This is a genomic window from Streptomyces sp. GL_148 (genome assembly GCF_057834205.1).
On record NZ_CM174396.1, the window covers coordinates 4,423,079 to 4,439,898 of the forward strand.

Here is a 16,820-nt window from a genome sequence, read left to right on the forward strand (position 1 = left end):
GCTACTTCGTGTGGAGGCTGTTCGGGGGACCCGCGTAGCCGAGGTCTCCCTTCCAGGCGATGTCTCCCTTGGAGACGCCCTTGGACCGGAAGGCGGGCGCCGGACCCGGCGACAGCTCCGTCCAGCTGGCATCGGGAATGAAGTTCGGGCCGTTGACCGCGAGGTGCAGCTGGAACACCCGCCGGGTGGTCGTCAGCACCTTGATGTACGCGTTGGGGCCCTGGGCTGAGATGGAGACTCCGCAGGCGAACCCGGTGGCTGCGCTGTTGGGGTAGTTGTTGAGGCCGGAGACATCCGTCCAGACGGGCACGGCACCCAGGGCGGAGGCGATGCCGGCGTAGGTGTGACCACCGCTGAGCGCGGCGTGGAACTCCTCCGTGCCCGAAGGCGCGTAGCTGTCGATGTCACTGCACGGCCCGGTGGCACCCGTCGCGCCCGTGGCGCCGGTCGCCCCGGTAGCACCCGTCGCGCCCGTCGCACCCCGCGGACCCGTCGGGCCCGTCGCGCCCCGCGGACCCGTCGCGCCCCTGGGCCCGGCGGGTCCTGTAGCCCCCGTCTTGCCCTTGGGCCCCCGCGGGCCCACCTTGCAGTCGTCGCCGTGAGCCGCCGTCGGCACGCCCGCTCTGTGGCGCTGGGACTTGCAGTGGTCCGGACTCCCCGACGCCTCGGCCATCGCGACCGCAGGGGACGCCAGGCCGCCCAGCACCAGCGCCACCGTGGCGAGCGTGCCTCCCGTCAGCCAGCCGGCCCGTCGGGGCAACGGCCCCAGGTAGGTACGGGCCTTGTTCTCAGAACTCATGTACCGCTCCTCGCAGACACCGGATCGAATCGACCTGCGAAGTCCGGAAATATGACCGGGCTCCGCGGGTCATCCTGAGGACCTCGACCCCGCGAGTCCGACCGGCGCGCCCAACGGTCAGCGGAACGGCCCAGTGAACACCGCCACTTGGCGGCCTGCCGCACGGCCACACGGGTCTGCGCACGGCCTTGCCATCCGGCGCAGGATGTTTCACGTGAAACACCCGTCTCTGTTTCACGTGAAACATCCAAGCGTTCGCCCGCCTAACCGGCGGACCGGTCTCCCAGCACCCGCCTCCGCTGCGCGAGATCCGCCAGCGCCGGCGAGCGCCAGGCTCCGTCCGGGTGGTACAGATTCCGTCCCGGCTCCACGATCTCGTCGATCCGGTCGAGGGCCGCGTCGTCGAGGACCAGTCCGGCGCCCTTCACCAGTGATTCCAGCTGCTCCATGGTCCGCGGCCCGATGATCACAGAGGTGACGGCGGGATGTGCCAACGGGAAGGCCACCGCCAGCTCGGGAGGCGTGCAGCCGATGGAGTCGGCGAGCTCCACCAGCTGCTCCACGGCCTCCAGCTTCGTGACATTGCCCGGAATCGCGGGGTCGAACCGGGCGGGAGTGAGCGCCGCACGCCCCGAGGTCATGTCGATGGCACCGCCGAGCCGGTACTTCCCGCTCAGGAATCCGGACGCGAGCGGGCTCCAGGTCAGGACGCCCATCCCGTACCTCCGGGCCACCGGCAGCACACTGCTCTCGATCCCGCGCGAGGATCGAGTACGGCGGCTGCTCGGTCCGGAACCTCGGCAGAGCCCGCCGTTCGGCGACGTGGTGCGCCTCGACGATCTCCTCGGCCGGGAAGGTGGAGCAGCCGAAGGCCCGTATCTTGCCGGCCCGGACCAGATCGCCGAGGACGGACAAGGTCTCCTCGACGTCCGTGCCGTGATCGGGCCGGTGCACCTGGTAGAGGTCGATCCAGTCCGTGTCCAGGCGGCGCAGGCTGTCCTCGACGGCACGCACGATCCAGCGCCTGGAGTTCCCGCTGCGGTTGCGGCCCTCGCCCATCTGGAAGTGCACCTTGGTCGCGAGCACGACGTCGTCCCGTCGGCCCTTGAGCGCCTTGCCCACGATCGTCTCGGACTCCCCGGCGGAGTACATGTCCGCGGTGTCCACGAAGTTGATCCCGTGATCGAGCGCGGCGTGGATGATCCGCGCGCACTCCTCGTGATCCGGATTGCCCACCGCGCCGAACATCATCGTGCCGAGGCAGTGCGCGCTGACCTCGATGCCGGTCCCACCCAGAATTCGGTATCGCATGCTCATGGGCCCGCACTGTAGGAGTTGGAGCGCACTCCAGCACAAGCACATAAACGCCGGGCCGCTCCCTCAGGAGCGGCCCGGCGCTTGGGTTCACTGTCGGTTCATGGTGTTGCTTCCGCCGGGGTTACCCGTCGGAGTGTCAGCCGCGGTGCTTGTTGCCCTTGTCCGCCATGTGCTTGGCGGCCGGCTTCTTGGCAGCCTGGTTCTTGATGGCAGGCTTCTTGGCGGGCATGTTCTTGGCGGACTGGTTCTGCAGAGGCGGGCTGTCGACCAGAGCGTTCACCGGGGCCCAGGGGGAGTTGCAGGTGAGGCTCGGAGGGTTAGTGGGGTTCTGGGTGCACGTGGTCTCCCAGACCGTCCCGTTGGGGGCCACCGTCTCGACGTTGATCAGCCCGGCCTGGTCACTGACCGAGACGCCGCACGCCCCGGCGGGGAAGCGCGCGTTGTCGCTCAGGTTGTTCCACTCGAAGGGGTCGACGTCCGGCTGGATGCTCCGGATTCCGACCCACACCGCGGTGTTGCTGTTGACTGCCTTGACTTCTTCCGAGCCGGTGGGCTTGTAGGCGGCGACGGCGCTGCACGAACCAGTGGCTCCGGTCGCACCCGTGGCACCGGTCGCACCGGTCGCACCGGTCGCACCCGTGGCACCCGTGGCACCGGTCGCACCCGTCGCACCGGTAGTACCGGCAGGACCCGTCTCACCCGTCGCACCCGTGGCACCCGTGGCACCCGTGGGGCCGGTGGGGCCGGTGGGGCCTACGGAGCCCGTACCCCCAGCACCCGTGGCACCGGTCGCACCCGTGGCACCCGTCGGGCCAGTGGCACCCGTCGGGCCAGTGGGGCCGGTGGGGCCGGTGGGGCCTACCGAGCCCGTACCGCCCGCACCCGTCGCACCCGTCGCTCCCGTGGCACCGGTAGCGCCCGTCGCGCCGTCAGCGCCGTCAGCGCCCGGCGCACCCGTGGCACCCGTCGCACCGGTGGGGCCGGTCGGTCCTACCGAGCCCGTACCCCCCGCACCCGTGGCACCGGTCGCACCCGTCGCACCGGTCGCACCGGTGGCACCCGTCGCGCCGGTGGCACCCGTCGCGCCGGTGGCACCCGTCGCACCCGTCCCACCCGGGCCGGTAGGACCGGTGGGACCCGTGTCGCCCTTCGGGCCGGTCGGACCCGTGGGGCCGGTCGGACCCGTCGGGCCGGTCTGGCCGTTGCAGTTGTCGTCGTGCCCGTCGTGGGGGTCGCGCCCGTTGTCGTCCCAGCCCGGGCCGTCACCCTCGTCCCCGCCGCCCAGGTACTTGTCCAGCAGCGCGGCGTGCGGCGGCTTGCCGTGCGGCCCGTCGTGAGGTCCGCCGTGCGGCCTGCAGTCGTCGCCTCCGCCGCCCGACGGTGCCGCAGCGCTCACGGCCGAGACGGTCGGCTTGACCGCCGCGACGACGGGGCTGGCCATGCCCACGAGGACGAGGGAGAGCGAGGCCAGGGCGCCTCCCGCAATCCAGGCCCGTTTGCGGGGGATGGGGCCGAGTGCCATGGCCTTGGTCCGGTGCTCACGACTCATGTACAGCGCTCCTTTGAAACGGAATGCGAGCCGGCACGGGTGACGCCCCGGCCGCAAGTTCGAGGTTCCTCCGGGGGCTACGGACGACAGCTGGGTTGTCTTGAGGGTTTTTGACCCCTATCAACAGATTGGCCTATCAGGCCCCTACCAATGGATGCGTCCACGAGCGCGCAACGGTGCTTCGGTCGGCGTGCCGCCACCCGATCGGCGGCCTCACTCCCTAAAGTCGCCCGCGATCCGTCCGAGGAGAGGGTGCTGCGGTGAAGCCGACCATCTGTCTGAACATGATCGTCAAGAACGAGGCTCCGACCATCCGAAAGTGCCTGGAGTCGGTGCGCCCCCTGATCGACACCTGGGTGATCGTGGACACGGGCTCCACCGACGGCACCCAGGACGTCATCCGGGACTGCTTCGCCGACCTGCCCGGCACGCTCCACGAACGGCCGTGGAAGGGTTTCGACGGCAGCCGCACCGAGGCGATCGAACTCGCCCGCTCCAGCGCCGACTACCTGCTGTTCATCGACGGCGACGACGAGATGCAGGTTCAGCCCGGCTTCCGCATGCCGGACCTGACGCTCGACGCGTACCAGGTCGCGCTGCACGACGGTCCGATCGTTCACTGGCGGCCTGCATTGGTCTCCAACCGGCTGCCCTGGCGGTACGTGGGCGTACTCCACGAGTACATCGAATCCGGCACCGAGTACAGCCGCGGCGTGATCGAGGGCTTCAACATCCTCTCCGTCGGCGGTGGGGGCCGCCTCCGGGCGGAAGGCCAGCGGGCGAAGTACCTGCGCGACGCGGAGGTACTCACCGAAGGTCTCGCGAAAGAACCCGACAACGCCCGTTACGCGTTCTACCTCGCCCAGAGCTGGCGCGACGCGGGAGAGCCGGAGAAGTCCCTCGCCGCGTACGACCACCGGGTGGCCATGGGCGGCTGGGCCGAGGAGACCTACTGCGCGCAGCTCTACGCCGCGCGCCTCGCGGTCACCCTCAACAGGCCGCCGGCCGAGGTGATGGACCGCTACCTCCGCGCACACGAGAGCCGTCCCTCACGGGCCGAGGCCCTCGCAGACCTCGCCCGCCTCTGCCGCCTCGAAAGCCGCTGGCCCCTCGCCTACCTGTTCGCCCGGCAGGCCGTACGGGTGCCGTACCCGGACGACATCCTCTTCGTGGAGTTCGCCTGGCACGACTGGCGCGCACTCGACGAACTCGCGGTGGCCGCCTACTGGACCGGTGAGTACCAGGAGTCATCGGACTGCTGCGAACGCCTGCTCCAGGACGGCAAGCTACCCGACGACCAGCAGGACCGGATCCTCGCGAACCTCGAGTTCGCGCGGCGCAAGCTGGGCGTGGAGTCCCGGGTATTCGCCTGACCCCGTCTCCTCGCGTGGCGTCCGTGCCCGATCGACTCCGGTTGCGGAAAACTGCGTCGAAGGGGTCCTCATCAGGCTTTCGTCAGCTCGATACCCGGAGAGCGCCCATGACCATCACTGCCTCGACGCATGCCGCTTCACCCCTGCTCGACCTGGTGCAGCCGACCCGTCCGACCCACGTCGTCGACGTGGGCGCCAACCCGATCGACGGAGACCCGCCGTACCGGGGCATGCTCGAGGCCGGCCTGTGCAGAGTGACCGGATTCGAGCCTCAGCCCGATGCGCTGGAGACGCTGCAACGCCGCAAGGGCCCGTACGAGACCTACCTGCCCGACGCCCTCGGCGACGGCGGCACCCACACGCTCTGCGTAGCCACCAGCTCCGGGATGACCAGCCTCTTCCGCCCCGACGCGAACCGGCTCGGGCTCTTCAACGGCTTCAGCGAATGGGGCCGGATCCGCGAAGAGGTCCGGGTCTCCACCCGACGACTGGACGACGTCGAAGCGGTCGGCGCCTTCGATCTGCTGAAGATCGACATCCAGGGGGCCGAGCTGATGGTCTTCCAAGGCGCCCGGGAAAAACTGGCCGGGGCCGTGGCCGTGCACACGGAGGTCTCCTTCGTCCCGCTGTACGAGAACCAGCCCGTGTTCGGCGACGTGGACCAGGAGCTGCGCGGCCAGGGATTCATCCCACACGCCTTCGCAGCGATCAAGCGCTGGCCGATCGCCCCGGTGGTCTTCGGCGGCGACTTCCGCACGGCCCGGCACCAGCTCCTCGAAGCCGATGTCGTGTACGTGCGCGACTTCGGACACCCCGAGTCGATGACCGACGAGCAACTCAGGCAGCTGGCCCTGGTCGCCCACCACGTCTACGACTCGACCGACCTCGCCTACTACTGCCTCAACCAGCTGAGCATGCGCAATCTCGCCGCCCCGGACGCACCCAACCGCTATCTCGCCGCGCTGGGCTGACACGACGTACCCCACGGCGGCCCGCGACTCCCCCCTCGGTGTCGCGGGCCGTCCGTGTGTGCCGGAGCGGAGGGTCAGTCGGCCAGCGGCAGGTACACGCGGTTGCCCGCGGCCGCGAACTCGGCGGACTTCTCCGCCATGCCCGCCTCGATCTCCTCGGCGCCCAGGTCGCCACCGTGCTGGCGGCGGATGTCCTGGGAGATCTTCATCGAGCAGAACTTCGGACCGCACATGGAGCAGAAGTGCGCGGTCTTGGCCGGCTCGGCCGGGAGGGTCTCGTCGTGGAACTCACGGGCCGTGTCCGGGTCGAGGGCCAGGTTGAACTGGTCCTCCCAGCGGAACTCGAACCGGGCGTCCGACAGGGCGTCGTCCCATTCCTGGGCGCCCGGGTGGCCCTTGGCCAGGTCCGCCGCGTGGGCCGCGATCTTGTACGTGATGACACCGGTCTTCACGTCGTCGCGGTTCGGCAGGCCCAGGTGCTCCTTGGGCGTGACGTAGCAGAGCATCGCGGTGCCCCACCAGGCGATCATCGCGGCGCCGATGCCCGAGGTGATGTGGTCGTACGCGGGCGCGACGTCGGTGGTCAGCGGGCCGAGCGTGTAGAACGGCGCCTCCTCGCAGATCTCCTGCTGAAGGTCGATGTTCTCCTTGATCTTGTGCATCGGGACGTGCCCGGGGCCCTCGATCATCGTCTGCACGTTGTGCCGCTTGGCGATCGTGTTCAGCTCGCCCAGCGTCTTCAGCTCCGCGAACTGCGCCGCGTCGTTGGCGTCCGCGATGGAACCGGGGCGCAGGCCGTCACCCAGCGAGTACGTGACGTCGTACGCCGCGAGGATCTCGCAGAGCTCCTCGAAGTTCGTGTAGAGGAAGTTCTCCTTGTGGTGCGCCAGGCACCAGGCGGCCATGATCGAACCGCCGCGCGAGACGATGCCGGTCTTGCGGCGGGCGGTCAGCGGCACGTACGACAGCAGCACGCCGGCGTGGACCGTCATGTAGTCGACGCCCTGCTCGGCCTGCTCGATGACCGTGTCCTTGTAGATCTCCCAGGTCAGGTCTTCGGCGCGGCCGTCGACCTTCTCGAGCGCCTGGTACAGCGGCACGGTGCCGATCGGCACGGGAGAGTTGCGCAGCACCCACTCGCGGGTGGTGTGGATGTTGCGGCCGGTCGAAAGGTCCATGACCGTGTCGGCGCCCCACTTGGTCGCCCAGGTCATCTTGTCCACCTCCTCCTCGATCGAGGAGGTGACCGCGGAGTTGCCGATGTTGGCGTTGACCTTCACCAGGAACCGCTTGCCGATGATCATCGGCTCGATCTCGGGGTGGTTCACGTTGACCGGCATGACCGCGCGACCTGCGGCGATCTCCTCGCGGACGACCTCGGGGGAGACGTTCTCGCGGATCGCGACGTACTCCATCTCCGGGGTGATCTCACCCCGGCGGGCGTACGCGAGCTGCGTGACCGCGGCGCCGCCACGGCCACGGCGGGGCTGGCGCGGACGGCCCGGGAAGACCGCGTCGAGGTTCTTGAGGCCTCCGCGCGGCGAGGTGTGCTTGATGCCGTCGTCCTCGGGGCGCACGGGGCGGCCCGCGTACTCCTCGGTGTCACCGCGGCTGATGATCCAGTTCTCGCGCAGCGGCGGCAGGCCGCGGCGCACGTCGGTCTCGATCTGCGGGTCGGTGTACGGCCCGGACGTGTCGTAGAGCGTCACGTCCTTGCCGTTGGTGAGGTGGACCTGGCGAACCGGCACCCGGATGTCGGGGCGGGAGCCCGCCACGTACCCCTTGTGCCAGCCAGGCTGGCGCTCGGTCTGGCCATCGGCGTCCTGGCTGACGGCAGGCGTGCGTGCGTCCTGAATGGTCATGAGACCTAATCTCCCTACGCCGGCATTACCCGGTAACAGGTTCGGCGGTCGACGCAGCCTCCTCCCGTACGCATATTCGAATGCGAACGGTGATCAGCGCCCTCTCAGCCCGGTGCTCCGAGCTCCCGCGTTGTGCAAAGTAGCCCCCACGCTAGCGTCATGTGTGGCGTGCTGAACAGTGGGCCCCCTCATCTCTTGCGATGATCTGCCAGTGACGTCCTCGCCGCAGCCCCCCATCGAGCCCACGGATCCCGCTGGTCACGCCGGCCACTCATGCCACACGCACGCAGACCCCGGCCACTCGCCCGACCCGTCTCCCGGGCACTCCCACGGCCATGCGCACAGCCATGGCCCGGCGGCTCCCGTCTCGAAGCACCTGCGCAAGGTGATCGCGGCCGTGCTGATCCCCTTCGCCGCCGCCGTCGTGATCGGCATGGTGGTGCTCTGGCCCGGTGGCGCGCCGGACCACGCGCGCACCGGAGTCGGCTTCGACCGGCAGACCCAGCAGGCCACGGTCGTCGCGCTCCAACACGTCGACTGCAAATCGGTGAACGCCGCGCAGGTACCGGCCACCGGCGACACCTCCACCCCCGAGGGGCGAGAGGCCCTCGCCTCACAGAACGGCGAGTGCAAGAAGGCCACCATCAAGGTCGGCAGCGGCCCCGACAAGGGCCGCGAGTTCGTCGAGATCGTCCAGCCGGGCGCCCCGAGACAGTTGACGGACGGCCAGGACGTGGTCGTCGCCTACGCCCCGGACGCGCCCCGGGATCTCCAGTACTCCGTGATCGACGTGAACCGCAAGCTGCCGATGGCCCTGCTCGCGGGCATCTTCGCCCTCGCGGTGGTCCTCGTCGGGCGGATGCGCGGGCTGTTCGCGCTCATCGCCCTCGCCGTCAGCTTCGCGGTGCTGACCCTCTTCATCCTCCCGGCGATCCTGCAGGGGTCGAATCCGCTCGTCGTGGCCGTGGTCGGAGCCAGCGCGATCATGCTGATCGCGCTCTACATGTGCCACGGGCTGACGGCTCGCACCTCGGTCGCGGTCCTCGGCACCATCATCTCGCTGCTGCTGATCGGCCTGCTGGGCTCGGTGTTCGTCGACTGGGCGTTCCTCAGCGGCAACACGGACGACAACACCGGGCTGATCCACGGGCTCTACCCGAACATCGACATGAGCGGTTTGCTGCTTGCCGGTTTCATCATCGGATCGCTCGGCGTACTCGACGACGTGACCGTCACTCAGACCTCGGCGGTGTGGGAACTCCACCAGGCAGACCCGTCGATGGGCCCGCGCGGGCTCTACCGGGCGGGTATCCGCATCGGGCGTGACCACATCGCGTCGGTGGTTAATACCCTGGTACTGGCGTACGCAGGCGCGGCGTTGCCACTGCTTCTCTTGTTCTCGATCGCGAACAGCAGTATGGGTTCGGTGGCCAACAGCGAGCTGGTCGCGGAAGAGATCGTACGAACCCTCGTGGGCTCGATCGGACTGGTCGCCTCGGTACCCGTGACGACGGCACTGGCCGCGCTGCTGGTGTCCGCAGACCGCGCGGAATCCCCGGCGGCCACAGCGGCCTCGGGGCCGCTCCGCAGCGGCCGGGGCCGGCGACGCAAGCGCTGAAAGGCGGACCTGCGGGCGCGAATGGTCAGTTCGCGCGCACGGCCGGTCGTGAGGAACGGCAAGGTGGAGCGCTCAGCGCGTCGGCACGCTGAGCCGTGGTGCGTAAACGTGGTGCGTACGTGGTGAGGCAGTAATGCAGGTGGTGCGGTGATGCAGTTGGTGCGTGCCGGCACGCCCTGGTCAGCAGGCGTCCGGCCGGGCTCCGGTCAGCCCGCGTTCTGCTCGTTCTGCTGCGACTCGGCGAGGATCTTGTCGAGCGCCTCGTCGAGGTTCTCCTCGAAATCCCCGAGGTTGCGCTCCTGGCCGAGCGGGACGATCCGGTCGGTGCGGTCGAGGAACGCCACGAGTGGCGCCGCGCTCGCGCGGAAGAGTGCCCGGTCTGCACCTACTTGCAGCCGGATGTGGACATCGGACAGTTCCTCCGGATCGGTCGGGGCGATGTGGACATCGCCGTCACCGCACGGCTTGTTGATGCCGTCCAGAAGGAGCTCCCGGCCGAACGCCCAGGTCACGGGCGCATCTCCGGGAAGGTGGAAGGTCAGGCGGACTGCGTAGGGGTCACGAGCGTCGTACCGGAGTTCCACCGGGATCCGGAACGAGAGCTCCTCGGAAACGAGGAAACTCATCATGACCTCTGCCTGTACCGACTCGCGCATTGACTACCCCGCTGTAGTGGAAGTGGCCAGGAATGATCCCCCAAGGCCCTCTTGACAAGAGTGGTGGAAGCGCTTGCAGATCACAAGGAGTGAGTTTTCAGATACTGATAGAGAACGAGAGGGTGCTCAACAGCGCGCCTACTTCACTCCGTAGCCGATCGACCGCATACAGCAATCGATTTTCGTGGTGCAGAGGAAGAGAAATCGCCATGGTCGCGGCGGTGTCGCCGGCCGTGATGGGGATGGCCGCGCACACCGTGCCCAGGGCGTATTCCTGCCGCTCGGTCACCGGTTGCATCCGCTCCATGGAGCCGATCCGCTGCTCCAGAGCCGCCATGTCCCGCACGGTGTAGGCGGTGATGGCCTCGACCGGGTGCCGGTCGTAGTAGTCCTTGCGGGCCTTCTCGTCGAGCTGGCCGAGCAGGCACTGCCCGACGGCGTGCGCGTGCCCGGTCTCGCGGAAATCGGCCCACTCTTCGCACGCCGGGTTCGCCGGGGTGTCCGAGACACCCACGACCTCGATTTCACCCTCGCGGTAGACCGCGAAGTAGACGGGGGCCCCGACCGCGTCGCGGAAGTGCGCGAGGGAGTCGAGGATCATGCTGCGACGTTTCTGCTGAAGCCCGCCACCGGCCAGACGGCCCGCGGCGTCCCCCAGGACGAAGACCCCGCTCTCCCGTCGCAGATAGCCCTCGTGCGTCAGGGTGCGCAGCAGGTGGTACGCGGTGGGAAGCGGGAGCCCGGCCTCGCGCGCCAGTTGTTTCGCCGGGGCTCCCTCACTATGGGAACCCACCGCTTCGAGCAGCCTCAGTGCCCGCTGCACCGAACCGATCAGAGTCGGCACACCGGCATTGTGAACCGAAGACAAAGCTCACCCCCAGGCGTGGCGGCGAGCCTTGGGGGGGCCCGCCCTGCGGGGGCCGCCCCCGCGTGTGCCGTGACTCCTGGGGGTCGTGCTCGGCGGCTGTAACAAAGAACCGCAGGTCAGAGCGGCAGTACCGGCGTTCGGTGCCCAGGGAACGGCACAGATTGCCACTCTATCCGCCGATTCCCGGGCTGTGAGCGGTTTAGCGCTTCACGTTCCCTCAGCTGGGTTAATCCCACTGTGACCCTGGTTGCGCCAGTTCTACCACTCCCCGGCGGAGGACTTCGACTCGGTGCCCTTGAACTTCCGGACGACGAAGATCAGGCCTCCGACCAGGGCCACGAGGAGCAGCGCCTTGAAGAGGAAGCCGATCAGCGCACCGATGATGCTGGTGATCACACCACCGAAGACGAACAGCACCAGCAGCGGGACGGCGACCCACTTGACCCACCAGGGCATGCCCTCGAATATCCCTCGGATGCCTTCCATGTCCTCGACCTCTTCTTCCTAGTCCGTCTAGCCGGTGAACTCCTGCTCTCGATGCTAGGAGGCCACGGCCCCCAGCGGGGGCCTGCGAGCCCCCGTAGTCCCCTGATCCGACCCCTAGGGGGAAGGGGCCCCGGACCCTCAGCCCCGGTCCGTTCGTCCTTCCGGCCGTTCACCCTTCCGGCGGAGAGAAGACGACCATTACCTTCAGGTTCTCGGTGATGTGGTGGAACTTGTGCGGCACCCCGGCCGGCACGTAGACCACGCTCCCGTTGGCGACCATCGTCGTCTCCTCGCCGACGGTGATCGAGGCCCGGCCGCTGACGACGAAGTACACCTCGTCCTGGCCGTGCGGCTGTTGGGGATCGCTCTGCCCGGCGTCCAGCGCGTACAGCCCGACCGACATGTTCCGCTCGCGCAGGAACTGCAGGTAGGCACCCTTGTTCGCGGCCCGCTCGGCCTCGAGCTCGTCCAGCCGGAAGGCCTTCATCCTCTTCGTACCCCTTGTGCTCTCTCGTCCGGCAAGCATCCGCAGATCAGCTGATGTTCCACCGGGACCTTCTCTGCAACGATCAGACACATGACGAATTTCGTAGTCAAGACCCTCGCCAACGCGGCAGCCCTGGCCGTCGCCATCTGGCTCGTCGCGGGCATCACGCTGGACGACGGCACCAGCATGGGCCACCAAGCACTCTCCCTGATCCTGGTCGCGCTGATCTTCGGCCTGGTCAACTTCATCGTCAAGCCCGTGGTGAGACTGCTCTCGCTGCCCCTCTTCGTCCTCACCCTCGGCCTCTTCACCATCGTGGTGAACGCGGCGATGCTGCTGCTGACCTCCTGGCTGGCGCAGCAGTTCGACCTCAGCTTCCACGTCAACGACTTCTTCTGGTCGGCGATCGTCGGCGCCCTGATCATCTCCGTCGTCTCCTGGGCCTTGAACATGGTCCTGCCCGACAAGAACTGAAGCCGGGCGCCCATGTACCGCGTGTGCTTCGTATGCACCGGCAACATCTGCCGCTCGCCCATGGCCGAGTCGGTCTTCCGCTCCCATGTGGCCGACGCCGGGCTCTCGGGCCTGGTCGAGGTCGACAGCGCCGGCACCGGCGGCTGGCACGAGGGGGACGGGGCCGACCCGCGCACCGTGGCCGTACTGGAGGCCGCCGGATATGAGCCGGGACACCGGGCCCGGCAGTTCCGGGCCTCCTGGTTCGCCCGCCTCGACCTCGTCATCGCACTCGACGTCGGGCACCTGCGCGACCTCAGAGCGCTCGCCCCCACCCCGCAGGACGCCGCCAAGGTCCGGCTGCTGCGGTCCTACGACCCGGCGGCCTCCTCCGCGCAGACCGACGTACCGGACCCCTACTACGGCCCCCTCGACGGATTCGAGGAGTGCCTGCACCTGGTCGAGTCGGCGAGCCCCGGCCTGCTGGCCGCCGTAAGCGAAGCCGTGAAGGAGCACACCCCATGAACGCCCCCGGCCCCGTGCCTGCGACGTCCGAGCGGCTCGGAGACGGCACCGTCGCCGTCCGCGCCGGTCTGCCGGAGCCCGTCAAGAACGAGCCGCCGCTGCCCGGCCCCGTCTTCGCCGCCCACTTCCACCTTCCCGGCGACGTCGAGGGCCCCTACGCCTACGGCCGTGACACCAACCCCACCTGGACCCTGCTGGAGCGGGCCATCGGGGAGCTGGAGGCCCCCGGCCTGGACGGGGTGGACACGGTCGTCTTCGCCTCCGGCATGGCCGCCGTGTCCGCCGTCCTGCTCTCCCAGGCCCGCGCCGGCGACACCGTCGTCCTGCCGGACGACGGCTACCAGGTGCTGCCCCTCGTCCGAGAACAGCTGGAGGCCTACGGAGTCCACGTGCGCACCGCCCCCACCGGCGAGGACGCCCAGCTCGCGGTTCTCGACGGGGCCCGGCTGCTGTGGCTGGAGACCCCGTCCAACCCGGGGCTCGACGTCTGCGACGTACGACGCCTCGTGGACGCGGCGCACGCCGGCGGAACCCTCGTCGCCGTCGACAACACCCTCGCGACCCCGCTCGGCCAGCGCCCCCTCGAACTGGGTGCCGACTTCTCGGTGGCCAGCGGCACCAAGGGCCTGACCGGCCACGGCGACCTGCTGCTCGGGTACGTCGTCTGCCGCGATGCCGGGCTCGCCGCGGGCATCCGCCGCTGGCGCAAGGTGGTCGGCGCGATCCCCGGCCCCATGGAGGCCTGGCTCGCCCACCGGTCCCTGTCCACCATCCAGCTGCGCGCCCAGCGTCAGTGGGCCAACGCGCTCGCCGTCGCCGAGGCCCTGGCCGACCGCGGCGACGTCACCGCGCTGCGCTACCCGGGTCTGCCGGCGGACCCGTCCCACAAGACGGCCTCGCGACAGATGCGCGGCTTCGGCTCCGTGGTCTCCTTCACCCTGCCCGATCAGGCTCACGCGGAACGGTTCATGGCCGCGCTGCGACTCGTCGAGGACGCCACCAGTTTCGGCGGGGTGCGCTCCACCGCGGAGCGCCGCCGGCGGTGGGGTGGCGACAACGTTCCGGAGGGCTTCATCCGCTTCTCCGCGGGTGCCGAGGACACCGAGGACCTGGTCGCGGACGTCCTGCGAGCACTCGACCTGGCGGCCGCGAAGAGCTGACCGCCCGCCCGAAGGCGGTCCGAGTGCGTCGCCCCGCGGCTCGGACCGCCCGGATCCCCGCCCGGCGGGTTTCACCGGCACGCGTTTCAGAAGCGGAAGTCTGGGCCACTCTTCTCCCATGACCGAACGTCCAGTGGTCAAACGCACCGCCCGCGCGATCCTGCTCGACGGTGGCGACCTGATCCTCATCAAGCGGACCAAACCCGGCGTCGACCCGTACTGGCTCACCCCCGGCGGGGGCGTGGAGCCCTCGGACCTGACCGTCGTCGACGCCCTCCATCGAGAGCTCCACGAGGAACTCGGCGCGAAGATCACCGATGTCGTGCCCTGCTTCGTCGACACCGTCGAGCACATCGCCGACGGGGGAGTGACCGGGGTCAAGGTGCAGCACTTCTTCGTCTGCCATCTCGAATCCATGGACCCCAGCCAGCGGCACGGCCCCGAGATCGACGAGCCGGAGGGCGAGTACGAGATCGTCCGCGTGCCCTTCAGCCGCGTCGGCATCGCCGCGGTGCATCTCGTCCCGCTGTCCCTGCGCCACTACCTCGACGGCAACATCGAAGGCGTGCGCGCGATGCACGCCCCCGACCTGGGCTGACCCACCGCACGCGGGCGCCGCCGGAATCAGCCGGCGACGCCCGCCAGTTCCTCCACCGCATCGTGCCGGATCCGCTCACCGGGGATCCCGATCCTCTTCAGCGCGTCCACCCCACTGCGGATCATCGCCGCCGGCCCCGAGACGAACGCGTCGTAGGAGCTCCAGGGTCCGTGAGTGCCGACGGCCTGCGGCAGTTGTCCGGCCAGCCCCTCGTCGCAGACCACCGGGCGCACCGACAGCCAGGGGTGCGAGCGCTGCAGCCCCAGAAGCGTGTCCTTGTCGTACAGGTCGTCGTCGCTGCGCGCCCCGAAGAACACCTCCACCGGGCGCCGCTCTCCGTGCTCGGCCACGTCCTCGATCAGTGCTTTGATCGGGGCGATGCCCGTGCCGCCGCCCAGGCACAGCATTCCGTTGTCGGTGCTGTGGTCCACCACCATCGATCCCGCCGGGGGCCCGAGCCGCAGCACGTCGCCGGGGCGGGCGTGCCGGACGAGCGCGTTGGAGACCCATCCCGCCGGAACGGCCTTGACGTGGAAGGACAGCAGTCCGTCCGCGCGCGGCGCCGAGGCGAAGGAATAGTGCCGCCAGATCCGCGGCCACCATGGGGTCTCCAGGCTCGTGTACTGGCCCGCGAGGAAGGGGTAGGGCTGGTCGGGGCGGACAGTGAGCACCGCGATGTCGGAGGTGCGCAGATCGTGCGAGACCACCTCCGCGTGCCACCACGGCGGCGCCTTGGGCTCGTCCTCGGCCGCCGCGTCGATCATGATCTGGGAGATCGCGGTGTACGCCCGGGCCCAGGCGGCCTCGGTCTCCGGCCCCCAGGTGGCCTCCGCGTACTTGGCCAGCGCCGCGATCAGGGCCTCTCCCACCGGCGGATAGTGCTCGGGCCTGGTTCCGTACTTGCGGTGCCCCGTGCCCAGCCTGCGCAGGTAGGCGGTGAGCACCTCGGGGTTGTCGATGTGCTCGGCGGCCGTGAGCAGCGCCTTCAGCAGCCGGTCGCGCTGCACGTCCATGGCAGCGGGGAACAGCCCCCGGAGGTCCGGGTATCCCGTGAAGACGACGGCGTAGAAGTAGGAGGTCACCTTGTCGGCGACGGGTGCGATCTCCGCGAGGGTCCGTCGGATGAGCACGGCGTCGGGGGAGGGCTCGGGCGCCCCGTCCCTGGACGGTATCCGGGATGACCCCCGTCTTGCCGATCTGGTGGGCGGAGCGTCCATGCGGTGCCTCGCTTCGAGCATCTCGGTAGGGCTGCACGCGCCACGGCCTTCGAATCCGTGGTTCCGGGTTCCACAGCGTGCCAGTCCGCCCCAGAGCTTGCGGGGAAATGCGGGAAATCCGCGTTTCGAACCCACTTTCCCCTTAAGATGCCTCAACTCCCGTGCGCGCCACCCCTGTCAGCTGGTATGCCTCGCGCAGGTCCCGGCCCTCGTAGACGTGCGTCGCCCGCTCCACCAAGTAGGGACGGGCGTTCACCGCCACGGAAAGCGGGACCGCTGCGAAGAGCGCCACGTCGGTGCTGGAGTCCCCGTACGCGACACAGTCGGCCCGGGTCAGGCCGAACCGCGCGCACAGCCGGTCGGCGACCGCCACCTTCCCCTCCGGAGTCAGGATCCCGGCCACGTCCACCGGCCGGGTGAAGGGCACTTCCGGGAAGACCGAGCCGTGCGCGGCGTGCGCGCCCCACTCCAGCAGGAGCTCCACGAAGAAGGACGGCGACAGCGAGATGACCGCGCAGTAGTCCCCGCGCTCCCGGATCTCCTGCCAGACCTCCCGGATCCCCGACAGCCAAGGAGCCCCGTCGAACGCCGCCCGGACGTGTGCCGGAGTCAGGTCCGCCCAGAGCTTCTGCGCCGCCAGCGCGAACTGGTGCGGCTGGAGCTCCCGTGCGGCGAAGGCCCGCTCCAGCTCGGCGATCTCGTCGGACAGCCCGAGCTGCCGCGAGATCTCGACCGGCGAGGCCGAGCCGTACATCAGCGTCCCGTCGAGGTCGAACAGGTGAAGGAGGGTCATAACCGTCGAGGCTAGTACGTTCGTTTCACGTGAAACAGTGGATGTCCCCCACCGGACCTCGCGTGGATGTTTCACGTGAAACATCCAC

Annotated in this window: 16 protein-coding genes and 1 pseudogene; 7 read left to right on the plus strand and 10 right to left on the minus strand. The window is 69.3% G+C overall.

From position 1 onward, the window contains the following. Window position 1: 1 nt before the first annotated feature. The 3 genes and pseudogenes from AC3IYI_RS20370 to AC3IYI_RS20380 form a co-directional block, all read right to left on the minus strand. Window positions 2-799, minus strand: coding sequence for a hypothetical protein (locus AC3IYI_RS20370; RefSeq protein ID WP_489405126.1), 798 nt, complete (start codon window positions 797-799; stop codon window positions 2-4). A 263-nt stretch (window positions 800-1,062) separates the two neighbouring features. Next, window positions 1,063-2,110, minus strand: a pseudogene (locus AC3IYI_RS20375) (aldo/keto reductase). Window positions 2,111-2,252: 142 nt separating this feature from the next. Continuing rightward, window positions 2,253-3,665: a hypothetical protein gene (locus AC3IYI_RS20380; protein ID WP_489405127.1), complete on the minus strand. Its 1,413-nt coding sequence runs from the start codon at window positions 3,663-3,665 to the stop codon at window positions 2,253-2,255. 260 nt (window positions 3,666-3,925) lie between these two features. Between AC3IYI_RS20380 and AC3IYI_RS20385 the strand changes: the two genes are divergently transcribed. Together AC3IYI_RS20385 and AC3IYI_RS20390 are read left to right on the plus strand one after the other, a co-directional pair. Continuing rightward, a complete protein-coding gene (locus AC3IYI_RS20385) occupies window positions 3,926-5,038 on the plus strand; it encodes a tetratricopeptide repeat-containing glycosyltransferase (RefSeq protein ID WP_489405128.1) in 1,113 nt (370 codons plus the stop codon). Window positions 5,039-5,145: 107 nt separating this feature from the next. Beyond that, a complete protein-coding gene (locus AC3IYI_RS20390; protein WP_489405129.1) occupies window positions 5,146-6,009 on the plus strand; it encodes an FkbM family methyltransferase in 864 nt (287 codons plus the stop codon). Window positions 6,010-6,083: 74 nt separating this feature from the next. Here AC3IYI_RS20390 and thiC read toward each other — a convergent pair whose 3' ends face one another. Continuing rightward, the gene (gene thiC / locus AC3IYI_RS20395) at window positions 6,084-7,871 is read right to left on the minus strand and encodes a phosphomethylpyrimidine synthase ThiC (RefSeq protein WP_389689740.1); all 1,788 of its coding nucleotides are present in this window, start codon (window positions 7,869-7,871) and stop codon (window positions 6,084-6,086) included. Window positions 7,872-8,082: 211 nt separating this feature from the next. Between thiC and AC3IYI_RS20400 the strand changes: the two genes are divergently transcribed. Further along, window positions 8,083-9,489 carry a YibE/F family protein gene (locus AC3IYI_RS20400; RefSeq protein WP_489405130.1) on the plus strand — a complete coding sequence of 469 codons (1,407 nt, stop codon included), beginning with the start codon at window positions 8,083-8,085 and terminating at the stop codon, window positions 9,487-9,489. A gap of 206 nt (window positions 9,490-9,695) precedes the next feature. Here the strand turns inward: AC3IYI_RS20400 and AC3IYI_RS20405 are convergent, their stop codons facing one another. From AC3IYI_RS20405 to AC3IYI_RS20420, 4 genes are all read right to left on the minus strand, one after another. After that, entirely contained in the window at window positions 9,696-10,145 is a 450-nt protein-coding gene (locus tag AC3IYI_RS20405) for an SsgA family sporulation/cell division regulator (RefSeq protein ID WP_243331178.1), read from the minus strand. A 97-nt stretch (window positions 10,146-10,242) separates the two neighbouring features. Then, complete coding sequence (locus AC3IYI_RS20410; RefSeq protein WP_489411600.1) at window positions 10,243-10,980, minus strand: IclR family transcriptional regulator; 738 nt, start codon at window positions 10,978-10,980, stop codon at window positions 10,243-10,245. 291 nt (window positions 10,981-11,271) lie between these two features. Beyond that, a complete protein-coding gene (locus tag AC3IYI_RS20415) occupies window positions 11,272-11,490 on the minus strand; it encodes a DUF5326 family protein (RefSeq protein ID WP_243331368.1) in 219 nt (72 codons plus the stop codon). Window positions 11,491-11,668: 178 nt separating this feature from the next. Beyond that, on the minus strand, window positions 11,669-11,986 hold the full coding sequence (locus AC3IYI_RS20420; RefSeq protein ID WP_250738593.1) for a cupin domain-containing protein: 318 nt from the start codon (window positions 11,984-11,986) through the stop codon (window positions 11,669-11,671). Window positions 11,987-12,076: 90 nt separating this feature from the next. Between AC3IYI_RS20420 and AC3IYI_RS20425 the strand changes: the two genes are divergently transcribed. From AC3IYI_RS20425 to AC3IYI_RS20440, 4 genes are all read left to right on the plus strand, one after another. Next, window positions 12,077-12,460, plus strand: coding sequence for a phage holin family protein (locus AC3IYI_RS20425; protein WP_489405131.1), 384 nt, complete (start codon window positions 12,077-12,079; stop codon window positions 12,458-12,460). 12 nt (window positions 12,461-12,472) lie between these two features. Continuing rightward, window positions 12,473-12,964, plus strand: a complete 492-nt coding sequence (locus tag AC3IYI_RS20430; RefSeq protein WP_489405132.1) for a low molecular weight protein-tyrosine-phosphatase — start codon at window positions 12,473-12,475, stop codon at window positions 12,962-12,964. Beyond that, window positions 12,961-14,124 carry a cystathionine gamma-lyase gene (locus AC3IYI_RS20435; RefSeq protein ID WP_489405133.1) on the plus strand — a complete coding sequence of 388 codons (1,164 nt, stop codon included), beginning with the start codon at window positions 12,961-12,963 and terminating at the stop codon, window positions 14,122-14,124. Before AC3IYI_RS20430 ends, AC3IYI_RS20435 begins: the two co-directional genes overlap by 4 nt. A 118-nt stretch (window positions 14,125-14,242) precedes the next feature. After that, entirely contained in the window at window positions 14,243-14,722 is a 480-nt protein-coding gene (locus AC3IYI_RS20440) for an NUDIX domain-containing protein (protein ID WP_385368599.1), read from the plus strand. A 26-nt stretch (window positions 14,723-14,748) separates the two neighbouring features. Here the strand turns inward: AC3IYI_RS20440 and AC3IYI_RS20445 are convergent, their stop codons facing one another. Together AC3IYI_RS20445 and AC3IYI_RS20450 are read right to left on the minus strand one after the other, a co-directional pair. After that, complete coding sequence (locus AC3IYI_RS20445) at window positions 14,749-15,960, minus strand: globin domain-containing protein (protein WP_489405134.1); 1,212 nt, start codon at window positions 15,958-15,960, stop codon at window positions 14,749-14,751. A 121-nt stretch (window positions 15,961-16,081) separates the two neighbouring features. Then, on the minus strand, window positions 16,082-16,732 hold the full coding sequence (locus AC3IYI_RS20450) for an HAD family hydrolase (protein WP_489405135.1): 651 nt from the start codon (window positions 16,730-16,732) through the stop codon (window positions 16,082-16,084). Window positions 16,733-16,820 lie beyond the last annotated feature (88 nt).